Raw genomic sequence first — 12,361 nt, 5'->3', positions numbered from 1 at the left:
GCTCCGCAACTTTGGCCTGGGACCAACCTCGTAGTTCGCGTGCCTGCCTAAGGCGACGATTTGGGGTCGGCATGCGTGTCTCCTCCAAAGACCTCGCAGCATTGGCTGATCTGCTGAGAGCATCCTGCTCTGCAGTCCTGTAACGGCCTTTGCTTGCTTGCTGATCGCAACCTGACAGCGTCTCGTTGCTCTCTCTGCATTGCCCACTCTCTCGATTGTACACTCCCAAGCCACCCTTCTGCCCTACAATGAGAGATGCTTCCTAACAATGCAGATCACAGCAGTTTCATTCGTTATGTAACCGATTACGGAACCGTTTACGATTGCTATTGTAGCATTACTGGGCGCCAGTAGCAACCTCCAGTCGCGCCAATGAACGCTAATTGTATATTCGTGCATTTCAATCATCTTGATTCCTGGCCACTGAGGCTGCGCCAGCCGCGGTGAGGGGTGGGGCCTCGGCGTCCCGGCTCCCTGCTGCCCACCTGCCTATTACCTGCTCAGCCCTTGCTCTTGTGGTATCGCTCCCGGGAGCGATACCATCACGAATAGCAGCCAGAGCAGTGAGGTTCCCCATGCCTGTGTCGACCGAGCGCTCAGCTTGGTCCTCTATCACTACCGCTGCAAAGGAGTGCTTGCTATGGTAGAACACGTTTCACCTCCCCGCAGGTGGCTCAGATGGCCCTGGTGGACTAGACGGGCCAGATGGGTCCGGCAGGCCCTCCCCCTGCTGACCCTCTTCGCCATTCTCCTGCCCACCATCACCCTGGCCGGCGCACGCTCCTCGCGGGCTGCTGGCGCCGCGCTGGCGGCTACCCAGTCCTATACCTGGCAAAATGTGGTGACAGGTGGGGGCGGCGGCTTCGTCGTCGACGTGATCTTCAATCCCAAACAGAAGGACCTGATTTACGCCCGCACAGACATCGGGGGAGCCTATCGCTGGAACCCCTCCACCGGCACCTGGACCCAACTGATGGCCTGGGTGACCCCTGACAACTGGAATATGGCCGGCGTGGAGAGCATCGCCACCGACCCTGTCCAGCCCAACCGCCTCTACATCGCCGCTGGCATGTATACCAATAACTGGACCAACCAGAACGGGGTCATTCTGCGCTCGACCGACTACGGCAATACCTTCCAGATTACACAGATGCCCTTCAAAATGGGCGGGAACATGCCCGGGCGCGGCATGGGCGAGCGCCTGGCTATCGATCCCAACGACGATGCCATTCTCTACTTTGGCGCCCGCAGCGGCAACGGCCTCTGGCGCAGCACCGACTACGGTGTGACCTGGAGCAAGGTGACCAACTTCCCCGATACCGGTCCCTTTGCCGAGAACCCGAACGACTCCACCGGCTACCTCAGCGACCCTGTGGGCGTGGTCTGGGTGACCTTCGATCCGTCGACCGGCACCCCGGGCAGCCCAACAAAGACGATCTATGTCGGCGTCGCCGATAACCGCAGCGGCGCTTACAACATCTACCGCAGCACGGATGCTGGGGCAACCTGGGCCCCGATCCCGGGCGAGCCAACCTGCAGCGTCAGCGGTACCACGGTGACCTGCACCGGCGGCGCCACCTGGAGCACGACCAGCGACGCCTCTACTGGTTATCTCCCCCATCAGGGTAAGGTCGATTCGCAGGGAACACTCTATGTGACTTATAGCGACTGGGAAGGCCCCTACAACGGGAGCCGCGGCGATGTCTGGAAGTTCACCCCCAGCACCGGCACCTGGACGAAGATCAGCCCTGTGCCGGGCTCAGATAGCGCCAACGATTACTTCGGCTACGGTGGTCTGGCTGTCGACTGGCAGCATCCCGGGACGATCGTGGTGGCCAGCGTCAATTCATGGTGGCCCGATGCCCAGCTCTTCCGCACCACCAACGGCGGCACAACCTGGGAACCGATCTGGACCTGGGCCAGCTATCCCAACCGTAACCTCTACTATACGATCGATGTCTCTAACGCCCCCTGGCTCGATTTCGGCAACAAGAATCCGGTTCCGCCGGTGCCAGCCGTGAAATTGGGTTGGATGATCGAGGGCATGAACATCGATCCCTTCAACTCGGACCGCCTGATGTACGGCACCGGCGCTACGCTCTATGCCACCAATAATCTGACAGCCTGGGATAACTACCAGAACGGCGGCATTGTCAATTTCAAGAGCACGGCTCTGGGCATCGAGGAGGAGTATGTTACCGATCTGGTGAGTCCGCCGGCCAATGCTCACCTCTACAGCACCATGGCCGACGTGAGCGGCTTCCGCCACGACGATCTGACGAAGTCGCCTCCAGAGATGTACTATATCCCTTACGCCGGTTCGTATGCCGCCATCGACTACGCGGAGCTGAATCCCAACTTTATGGTGCGCGTTGGCTACGGCAATCCGAGCGCCAGCCCGCCCGTGACGAGTACGGCTTTCAGCTACGATGGCGGTGCCACCTGGTTCGCTGGCAATAAGGATATTCCCGGTGTCTCCCAGAACGGTGGCACGGTGGCTGCGGCTGCCGACGCCAGCCGCGTGCTGTGGGCCCCCGTGAACGCCCCTGTCTCCTACTCGACCGACAATGGCAATAGCTGGGTGGCTTCGGCTAATGTGCCGCAGAATGCGGTCGTGGCCTCGGATCGCGTGAATCCGAAGAAGTTCTACGCCTACGGGCAGGGCAAGTTCTGGTACAGTACGGATGGTGGAGCGACCTTTACCGCCTCGTCGGCGACGGGCCTGCCCCAGGCCGGCGATCCGGTGGAGGTGAAGGCGGTGCCAGGCCGCGAGGGCGATGTCTGGGTGGCCGGCGGCAACGCCTGGACGAGCGACTATGGCCTCTGGCATTCGACCGACGGGGGCCAGACCTTTACGAAGCTGACCAGCCTGGCCGGGGCCGATAAGATCGGCTTCGGCATGCCCGCCCCCGGTCAAAGCTATCCGGCGATCTATATCAGCGGCATCGTGGGCAATGTACGCGGGATCTTCCGCTCTGATGACGGAGGGAATACCTGGGTACTGATTAACGATAGCCAGCACCAGTACGGCAATGTGACGACAATCACGGGCGACCCACGCATCTACGGTCGCGTCTATGTGGGAACCAATGGCTTTGGCATCGTCTACGGCGATATTGCTGGGACTGCTACAACTCCGACGCCGACGGCGACTGTGGCGGCAACGCCGACCCCTACAACGGCTGTTACACCTACCCCAACCGCTACTACGGCGCCGACTCCAACTCCTACACCGCGACCGACGGTGACTCCAACGGCAACGCCAACGGCGACTCCTACACCAACCTCGACGCCGACAGCCGGCCTGAAGTGCAGCGTCCATTACGCGGTCAATCAGTGGCCCGGTGGCTTTACGGCTAACCTGACGGTGACCAATACCGGGTCAACGACTATTAATGGCTGGACTCTGACCTTCAGCTTCCCTGGTAACCAGACGGTTACCCAGGGCTGGAACGGGGTCTTCTCCCAGCAGGGGAACCAGGTGACGATTACTAATGCCAGCTACAACGGCTCGATCGCGCCAGGGGCCTCCGTCTACCCGGGCTTCAACGGAACCTGGAGCGGCAGTAATCCGTCACCCACGGCTTTCTACCTGAATGGGACCGCCTGTACGATCGTTTAGCGCCTCCGTCTCGCCAGGGGAGCTGCTCGCCGGAGCCAGATTCCGGCGAGCAGTCCCGCTATCCCCACCAACGGGGCAGGCTCTTTTGATGGCCTGCCCCGTTCCTTCAGAACCTCGCTCAGAGCCTTCTTCCGATCGGCTGTCCAGGGACGAGAGCCAGATCGGGATCACTCTTGACGATCGATAACCAGCAGCCCCCCAAGAAGGTCCTCATACCAGAAGGAGGCGCGTCCCTCAAGCTGTTCCAGACACCATTTCCCCCAAAACTGGAGCTTCGCCTGCGAGAAGACCTGGCGGTGCCCGTAACATTCCTGAGCCTGTTCTTCGTAAGGGACTACGATGAGGAGGCGACGGCCCGTGACCCGCAGTAAATGGCTCAGGGCCAGGGGCAGCTCGCTTTCATCGAGATGCTCCAGGAGATGAATAGCGGTGACGGTATCAAATTGGCCCAAGCGGAGAAAGGCTGGCTGGAGAAGATCCTGCCGCTCCAGGCGGAGCTGACCGGCCAACCCCAGGGCGTCGGCCAGGAGGGCCGATAAGCGCAGGGCCTCAGCCCGCCGATCAATCGCGACAATCGGCCCCCCAGAGCAGCCCTTTTCTCTGGCAACGAGCAGCGGCCAGTAGGCGCAGGAGCAGCCCACATCGAGCAGGCTCTTGCCTTGTACGAGAGCGAGCAAGCGGCGATAGATAGCGGCAAAGGAGGCGATGGTCCCCCCGCCCTCCGCGCTCGCGGGGGTCAGAGCGAGCTGCTCGCTGAGACGGGTAAAGGTGTTGAGAGCAAAGCAGCGCCAGGCTTGTAAGGGGGCTGTCGGCTCAAAGGAGACAACAAGGGCGCTGAGGGCGGCGTTGAAATCCTCTTCTCCTCGCAGCCAGCTAATGCTGACCAGTTCTTGTTGAAGGTAGTCAACAAGGCGGTTGTCGCTCTCCATCCTCTCCAGCCAATGCACCAGGAGGCGCTCTTCTGGAACTGCCCTCTCCGAAGCCCCAGGTCGCCAGGCCAGCAGAAAATGGGGCGTTCGTCGGAGGTTCCAGTCCTGTCGCCCGAGCTGACGCGCGAGCCTCTCCCTCTGCCCTTCGCCCCTGAGCGCCAGGACGCGCAAACTCCCGACCCGTACAGCCCGAAGCTGGTGCGGCCGGCCGCTTGCTCGGCTCCGACTCTCAGCATGCTCCCCATGCCTTTCTTCAGTGACTATCGCTCCTTCTCCTTGCCTCGCTTGCTTTCCTCCTCGCTCCACTCTTCTCGTCTGCCACCGACGGCCGCCTTGCAGGTTGAAATAAACAATTGATTCTTTATTGATAGAGATAGCAGTTTAACTACTACAGCAGTTCTTTGAAGATCGAAAAGGAATGGACTTGATTGGCTCATGGGAGTCTGGTATACTTAGCAATATACTATCACAGTTCCTCAGCACACTGCTTCCTGAGCGAAGAACCGGACGCTGAGAGCCTCAGCATGGGCCACTGGGGCTTTCCCTGTAGCGTACGAGTGTACGAGCACGCGACGTACTCGGGCCGGGCACTCTCTCCGCTTCTCCAGAACTTTCAGCACCGCCAGCATCCCTCGCTCTCTGCCTCCGCCCAGAGATGAGGGCAGGCGGGAGAGGGGAGACCGGGCAGAGAGAAGGGATCTCGCTTGCTCGAGAGGGGTGATCAGCAAGCGCTCTCGCACGACTGGCAGGCCGGCTCTGAGCCTGGTAAGCAGCCTGGGACCTGTCTCTCTCCTTTTCAGGAGCATCGGTCTGTCTGAGGCGGCGCTGGCCGGAGGGGGGCCGTCCTGGCCAATCCGGTAGCGCTCCCTACTGGGCGACTGCTGGTTCCACGCCCGGACCCCAGCCGCGGCGTGGCGGGGAGGAAGGGAAGACGGTGTCTGCATCGCGGGGAGCGCATTGGCTCTTTCAAGCGATCAGGTGAGTCGGCAAGCTGCTATCTCCTTTCAGGTTCTCTTCATAGTTGTGGGCAAGCGGCCACAGTGACCAAGCAAGTCTGGCGTTGCCGCCAGACCATCAGAACCAAGGTCGCCAGTCGTCCCTGGCGGCCAGAAAGGATGAGCTTATGGCGACTGCAAGTGCGACGATGCAGGTGCGCAATCGCTGGGTTATCGTCATCGCTGCCATTGTGATGCAGCTCGCGCTCGGCTCCGTCTACGCCTGGAGCGTCTTCTCATCCCAGTTGCAAAAACTGTACGGCTGGGATAACACACAGGCAACGTTGCCCTTCACGATCGCGATCCTCGTTTTGGGCATTGCCGCGGCCATCGGCGGGTTTTGGATGGACCGCGTTGGGCCGCGCATTGTAGGAACCACCGCCGCTGTTTGCTACGGGCTAGGGGTGTTTTTGGCTGGCTTCACCGGCAATCAGTTGGTCCTCCTCTGCCTGGCTTATGGAGTACTCGGAGGCCTGGGGATGGGTTTGGGCTATATCGTGCCGGTAGCAACCCTGGTCAAGTGGTTCCCCGATAAGCGCGGTATGGTGACCGGTCTGGCTGTCTTCGGCTTCGGCGGAGGGGCCGTAATTGTCTCGCAGGTGGGGCCGCTTCTGATGAGCGCCTATGGTGGAGGTGTCCAGGCCCACGGCATTGGCCCGGCTTTTATGACCCTGGGCATCATCTACCTGATCCTCATCGGTCTCGCCTCCCAGTTCTATGCCAATCCTCCGGCAGGCTATCGTCCCGCCGGTTGGACGCCCAGCGCCCAGGTCATTGCCCAGCGCGCTGCCCGCGACCTTACCCCGGGCGAGGCCCTGACGCGCTGGCAGTGGTATGCCCTATGGGGCATTCTGGCCCTTAATGTGACCGCCGGCATCGCCATGATCTCGCAGGCCAAGCAAATCGCCCTTGGCGGTGGCGCCCCTGACGCCCTGGCTACCCTCTTCGTCAGCCTGATCTCTATCTTCAACGCCTGCGGCCGCTTCGTCTGGGCCTGGCTCTCCGACCTGATTGGGCGCCGACAGGTCTTCATGACGATGTTCGCCCTGCAGGTCTTGCTCTTCCTGCTGATGGCCGCCTTCATTAAGTCCTTCGCCATCATTCTGGTGCCGGCCCTCATCGTAGCTCTCTGCTACGGCGGCGGTTTCGGAACCATGCCGGCTTTCACCGCGGACTACTTCGGCCCCAAAAATTCTGGCTCGATCTATGGCCTGATGCTGACAGCCTGGAGCGCCGGCGGCGTACTCGGGCCGATCCTGATCGCCCAGGTTAAGGACCGCACCGGCGGCTACGTCGTGGCCCTGGTAGCTCTGGCCATCATCATGGCTCTAAGCTTCCTGTTGCCGCTTCTCACCCGTCCGCCGCGCATCGAGGCCGTGGGCGAGGCAGCACCAGCCTGACCAGCTCGCACGCCGTCAGGTCAATAAGCAGGCAGGTAGACTGCCCCCGCCCTCGACCAGCACTGGCAGGGCCTATCTCCGCGTCTGGCTGTTTGTCTGTCTGCCTCCCTTGACCGGCGGAACAAGGATGGATGGAATTGGCACAACTCGCGCTGCCGCCCGCCTGAACTGCGATCACAGGCAGCGGCAGCGAGGCGAACAAGAACGCTACTAGGTTCCAATCATTTCAGCGAGAGAAAGGGCGAAGCTATGGCTGTCGGCAAGCTTTTTGCACCGCATCTCTGGGCCGGGTGGAAGCCCTTTGGCCTGGGTGAGCGCAAGCCGCATCACTTCACTGAGATCGCCCGCACGGTCTGGCAGAATCGGCGCCATCCCCTCTATGCCTGGCGCATCCTGACACGCGGCTGCTGCGACGGCTGTGCGCTCGGCACCTATGGGATGCACGATTGGACAATGAGCGGCATCCATCTGTGCACCATTCGCCTTAATCTGCTCCAGCTCAACACGATGGGGGCCATGCCCTGGGAGCGGCTGGTCAACGATCTAGAGAACCTCAAGCGGCTCTCCAGTCCTCAGTTGCGCCAGCTTGGCCGCCTTCCCTACCCAATGGTCCGACGACGGGGTGAAAGCGGCTTTCGGCGCGTGTCCTGGGATGAAGCTCTCGATCTGATTGCCGGGCGCATCCGCGCCACGCGCCCGGATCGGCTAGCTTTTTACCTGACCTCGCGCGGCATTACCAACGAGGTCTACTATGTCGCCCAGAAAGTGGCTCGCTTCCTGGGAACCAACAATATCGATAACGCCGCCCGCGTCTGCCACTCTCCCAGCACGGTGGCACTCAAGCAGACCCTGGGGGTCGGCGCCTCCTCGGTCTCTTACAAAGACTGGATCGGCACCGATCTGCTGATCCTGCTGGGCAGCGATATTGCCAACAACCAGCCTGTCACGACCAAGTACCTCTACTACGCCAAAAAAGCAGGTACGCGCATCGTCGTCATTAACCCTTACAAGGAGCCGGGCCTGACCCGCTACTGGGTACCGTCCGTCCCTGAGAGCGCGCTCATGGGGACCAGGCTGATGGACGATTTCTTCCAGGTCTCCACCGGCGGCGATATCGCTTTCCTCAACGGCACCTTGAAGTATCTGATCGAGCAAGGCTGGATCGATCACGATTTTATCGACCGCCACACCGTCGGCTGGCCAGAGCTAGAGGCTGAGCTGGCGCAACAGGACTGGGAGACACTAGAGCGCTACAGCGGCCTCAAGCGAGACGAGATGCGCCGCTTTGCCGAGCTGATTCACCAGGCGCGCAGCGGTATCCTCATCTGGAGCATGGGCCTGACTCAGCATACCTTCGGCGTCCAAAACGTTAAAGCCGTGGTCAACCTGGCCCTCTCGCAGGGCTGGGTCGGCAAAGAACACTGCGGCGTCGTCCCCATCCGCGGTCACAGCGGTGTCCAGGGAGGCGCCGAGGTAGGGGCCGTGCCTGATCTTCTGCCCGGCGGGGCTTCTGTCAATAACCCTGCCGATGTCGAGCGCTTCAGCCAGCTCTGGGGCTTTGAGGTGCCCGAGGGAGCGGGACTGCGTGCCGTCCAGATAATCGATGCCGCCTACGATGGGGATCTTGACGTTCTCTACTGCAGCGGCGGCAACTTCCTGGAGGTCTTGCCCGATCCAGACTACGTGCGCCAGGCACTGGAGCGCATCCCTCTGCGCGTGCATCAGGATATCTTCGTGACCAGTCAGATGCTGGTCGACCCGGCAGATACGGTTGTGCTCCTGCCCGCCCAAACACGCTATGAGCAGCCGGGGGGTGGAACGGAGACCAGCACCGAGCGGCGCATCATCTTTACGCCCGAGATTCCGGGGCCGCGCGTCGGCGAGGCCCGCTGCGAGTGGGAGATCTTCCAGGAGGTTGCCGCTCGCGTCTATCCCGAGCGCCGCGAGCGCATCATCTTCCCGAACGCCCAGGCTATTCGAGAAGAGATCGCGCGCGTGATGCCGCTCTATGCAGGGATAGAGCGCCTGCGCAAGCCTGGGGACCAGGTCCAGTACGGTGGGCCTGTGCTCTACCGCAATGGACAGTTCAAGACGCCTGACGGCAAGGCTCATTTCTCTGTCCTGCGTCCGCCCGAGCTGAACCTGCCCGAGGGGCGCTTTATTCTTTCAACCCGTCGTGGCAAGCAGTTCAACAGCTTGATCTATGGCAAAAAGGATACGATGAGTGGGGCTCCACGCGACAGCCTCTTTATCTCGGCAGAAGATGCTGCCGCTTTGGGCCTGCATCACGGCGACCGCGTCCTGGTCAAGAGCGACAATGGACAGAGCATGCAGTGTCGCATCTTCGTCGATGAGATCAAGCCGCGCAACGTGCAGGCTTTCTGGCCCGAGTGCAATGTCTTGATCCGTCGGCGCGTCTGCGACACCGCCGCCGGTATGCCCGACTACAACGCCATCGTCGAGATCGTGCCGCTGGCTACCCCAGCCGTGGCCGCGGCGAGCAGCGCCAGCCGCTGAGCAACAGCGCGCTCCGGGCGGGAGGGGGTGCCTCGCTCCTGACCCGCCAGCAAGGCGGCATGGCACATAAAACGAGCGGGCGGCTGCGACCCTGGTAAGAGGTCACAGTCGCCCGCTCTTCCTCCCGGGGACAGGGAGGCTAGTGCGAGAGCCTCATGGCTCTCTAGGAAAGGGAGCCAGGGTCGGGTACCGCGGTGCTCAAGGGGGAGAAGTCTGCTTCTGGCCCGCGCCCGCTTTTCTCCCTCCCTATCCCTGTCAAGTTGGGTTGTTCGGCGACTCCGTCAGCGGCAGGCATATTCCTTGAGAATGTCATTGAGCGGAGTACGCTGAAGACACCTCTCGAAGCGGAACGACTGCAGCAGGCGATCCAGTTCGGCTTCGCTCAGATCGGCAAAGAGGGCGGCGAACTCCTCCACCAGTGGCTCCGCCAGTAAGATATGACGTACCAGCCGACGGATCAGCCAGCCCGCACCAAAGGGAAAAGGCGCGTAGTCGGGGAACTCGCGAGCAAAGGTCTCCTCCAATGGCTGCATAATATGCCGGATCTGCGTATCCAGCGTTCCCCAGGTATCGACGCCAAGGCGAGCCTTTTTCTCGAGAAAGGGACGCAGCAGCAGGTTCCAGGGAGAATCGGGAGCAGTATAGACTAGTCCCTGAAGACCGATATCCTTGTAGGTCCAGATAGCCCAGCTCGCTCCATAGCGCTGATAGATCTCCAACTGATCGCGCAGGAGCTGATAGCGCATCGCGTCGGCTTCTGGCTCGCCTCGATAGACCGGGCCGAACTCACCGATCCAGATCGGCGTCCCTGTCTCGCGCATGAAAGCGGTGCGCTTCAGAAAGACCTCTTCGAGGACCCCAGCATCGAAGTACTGGCCATCGGTATAGCCCGGATAGGGACCGCCGTAGATAAAGCCTGGTTCCGCGTAGTCATGGGCTGTAAAGACCGTATTGGGCCAGACCTCGTGAAACATCTGAAAATCTTGCGAATAGCGGTTCCCATCGAAGAAGATGATGTGGTGCGGATCAACCTCCCGAATGGCCTCGTAGAGGCGGCGATAGAACGGCTCAATCAGCTCGCCAGAAGGGTCTCCAGGCTCATTCATCGGATTGTAGCCCGCCACCCAGGGATGATCACGATAGTGACCAGCAAGGGCCTGCCAGAGATGCACCGTCCGATCCTGGAAATGGCGATGCTTCCAGAATAGGGCCTTGTGTGTCGGATTGTCGCTATGCCAGTCCTGGTTTTGATAGCCCGGCAAGGCATGCAGATCGAGAATAGTATAGATCCCCTGCTCCGCACAGAGATTGACCACGCGGTCCAGGTGCCGGAAGCCCTCCTCGTTGATCACAAAGGGCTCCATATCCGACTCAAAGTGACGGTAGTTGATCGGAATGCGCAGCAGATTCAGCCCGAGGGAGGCGATGAAGCGCGCATCTTCAGGGCCGAAGAAGTACTCCAGAAAGCGGTCGAAGAAGAAGCGATATTTTTCGGGGCCAAGCACCTTATACAAGGCTTCCCGCTGCGCCTCCTCGTTAGCTGGATAGCCGGTAACGAAGTTCTCCATGTTCATCCAGCCACCCAGCCCGACGCCGCGTAAGATCACGGGCTGGCCCGCTGCATTGACAATCTGTGACCCCTGCGTAGTGAGCATACCTGATGTCATGCTATCCTTTCTCATTCTCATGGTTCCAGGTGAGCTGGGTGCTTTCTACAAGCCGCCTGCCGTCTCCTCCAGGACGCTCCTCGGCCCGCGCCTTCTGCGGACCAGCCCGTCCCCGGAGCAAGCTGGCGACCTGTATCTTCCCAGTCACCCCGGAGCGGCGGCGCAGCCCTGCGGTCCGCCGCTCCTTTGTCCGTCAAGCCACCTCAGCGGCTGAAACCGGCCAGCAGGCCCGTCAACAACTGCCGCCGACCGAAGATGTAGAGCAGGAGCATCGGCACTGCCGAGAGGAAGACCGCCGCCATGATGGCCGGCACATCGGCAGCGTACTGTCCCTGGAAACTCCACAAGGCGAGCGGCAAGACACGCACCTCCGGGCTTTGAGTCAGAACCAGCGGGAAGAGGAAGCCATTCCAGACCTGGATCGACTCATAGATGGTCACGGTGATTAAGGCCGGACGCGAGAGCGGGATGACGAGCCGCCAGAGAATCTGCAGATGGCTGGCGCCGTCAAGGCGCATCGCCTCATGCAGCTCGGATGGAATATCCCGAATAAAGGTCACCAGCACCAGCACCGACAACGGCACCCCAAAGGCCACATAGGGCAGGATCAGGGCAAAGAGCGTATCGTAGATGTGCATGCCGCTGATAATGGCATAGATTGGGATGATCACGGCCTGCAAGGGAATAGCCAGGCCCAGCAGGAAGAGGCTGAAGATCACCCGCGTCAGGCGATTGCGCATGCGCGCGATGGCATAGGCCGCCGGGACCGAGATCAGCAGGATCAGGGCCACGCTGATCACCAGCACAAAGAGGCTGTTGAGCAGATAGAGGCTGAAGCCATTCTCCCAGACACTGAGGTAGTTCTCCAGCGTTGGCTGCGACGGCGGCAGCCAGGGATTATCGAGATAGAAGCCGGCCTGTGAGCGCAGGCTGCTCATCAACATGTAGAGCAAGGGATAGAAGGCCACCACAAACCAGAGCAGGCCGCAGAAAGCCGGGATCAACTCGACAAGACGACTGGCCCGGAAAGGCCGCCTGGGACGCCGAAGGCCTCTTTTCAGCGCCCGTTGCTCCTCCAGAGGCCCCTTCTCCTCACGAGGCACCGCCGGCGCTAGCCCGGCCTCGGCCTTCAGCGACACGCTCCGCCCCCCGGCAAAGGGAAGCGCGCTCAAGAGCGTACGGTTCAGCCGCATCGCCTCTCCTCCTTCTCTTCTGCTTTGCATGTTTTTCC

Annotated in this window: 6 protein-coding genes; 3 read left to right on the top strand and 3 right to left on the bottom strand. The window is 61.1% G+C overall.

Going from position 1 to position 12,361, the window contains the following annotated elements; all coding sequences use genetic code 11:
- Positions 1-640 precede the first annotated feature (640 nt).
- Positions 641-3,622 carry a cellulose binding domain-containing protein gene (locus ACFMO7_RS08465; protein WP_376795053.1) on the top strand — a complete coding sequence of 994 codons (2,982 nt, stop codon included), beginning with the start codon at positions 641-643 and terminating at the stop codon, positions 3,620-3,622.
- Positions 3,623-3,789: 167 nt separating this feature from the next.
- On the opposite strand, the gene ACFMO7_RS08460 is transcribed toward ACFMO7_RS08465, so the two are convergent.
- Complete coding sequence (locus ACFMO7_RS08460) at positions 3,790-4,569, bottom strand: methyltransferase domain-containing protein (RefSeq protein WP_376795052.1); 780 nt, start codon at positions 4,567-4,569, stop codon at positions 3,790-3,792.
- A gap of 1,105 nt (positions 4,570-5,674) precedes the next feature.
- Here ACFMO7_RS08460 and ACFMO7_RS08455 point away from each other — a divergent pair.
- The gene (locus ACFMO7_RS08455; RefSeq protein WP_376795051.1) at positions 5,675-6,946 is read left to right on the top strand and encodes an OFA family MFS transporter; all 1,272 of its coding nucleotides are present in this window, start codon (positions 5,675-5,677) and stop codon (positions 6,944-6,946) included.
- A 249-nt stretch (positions 6,947-7,195) separates the two neighbouring features.
- Entirely contained in the window at positions 7,196-9,463 is a 2,268-nt protein-coding gene (locus tag ACFMO7_RS08450; RefSeq protein WP_376795050.1) for an FdhF/YdeP family oxidoreductase, read from the top strand.
- A 281-nt stretch (positions 9,464-9,744) separates the two neighbouring features.
- Here the strand turns inward: ACFMO7_RS08450 and ACFMO7_RS08445 are convergent, their stop codons facing one another.
- Positions 9,745-11,130: a glycoside hydrolase family 5 protein gene (locus ACFMO7_RS08445; protein WP_376795049.1), complete on the bottom strand. Its 1,386-nt coding sequence runs from the start codon at positions 11,128-11,130 to the stop codon at positions 9,745-9,747.
- Between the two features lie 203 nt (positions 11,131-11,333).
- Positions 11,334-12,323 (bottom strand): carbohydrate ABC transporter permease, encoded by a 990-nt coding sequence (locus ACFMO7_RS08440; RefSeq protein ID WP_376795048.1) that lies wholly within the window; start codon positions 12,321-12,323, stop codon positions 11,334-11,336.
- Positions 12,324-12,361 lie beyond the last annotated feature (38 nt).

Origin of the sequence: Thermogemmatispora sp., from assembly GCF_042408735.1 — a bacterium.
Lineage (GTDB): Bacteria > Chloroflexota > Ktedonobacteria > Ktedonobacterales > Ktedonobacteraceae > Thermogemmatispora.
The sequence above is the reverse complement of the archived record's forward strand: the minus strand, read 5'-3'. Positions and strand labels throughout refer to the sequence as shown.

Bases quoted from the DNA above. Each gene is read 5' to 3' on its own strand.
- ACFMO7_RS08465 (WP_376795053.1), top strand. From the start codon at position 641: ATGGTAGAACACGTTTCACCTCCCCGCAGGTGGCTCAGATGGCCCTGG.
- ACFMO7_RS08455 (WP_376795051.1), top strand. From the start codon at position 5,675: ATGGCGACTGCAAGTGCGACGATGCAGGTGCGCAATCGCTGGGTTATC.
- ACFMO7_RS08450 (WP_376795050.1), top strand. From the start codon at position 7,196: ATGGCTGTCGGCAAGCTTTTTGCACCGCATCTCTGGGCCGGGTGGAAG.
- ACFMO7_RS08445 (WP_376795049.1), bottom strand. From the start codon at position 11,130: ATGACATCAGGTATGCTCACTACGCAGGGGTCACAGATTGTCAATGCA.
- ACFMO7_RS08440 (WP_376795048.1), bottom strand. From the start codon at position 12,323: ATGCGGCTGAACCGTACGCTCTTGAGCGCGCTTCCCTTTGCCGGGGGG.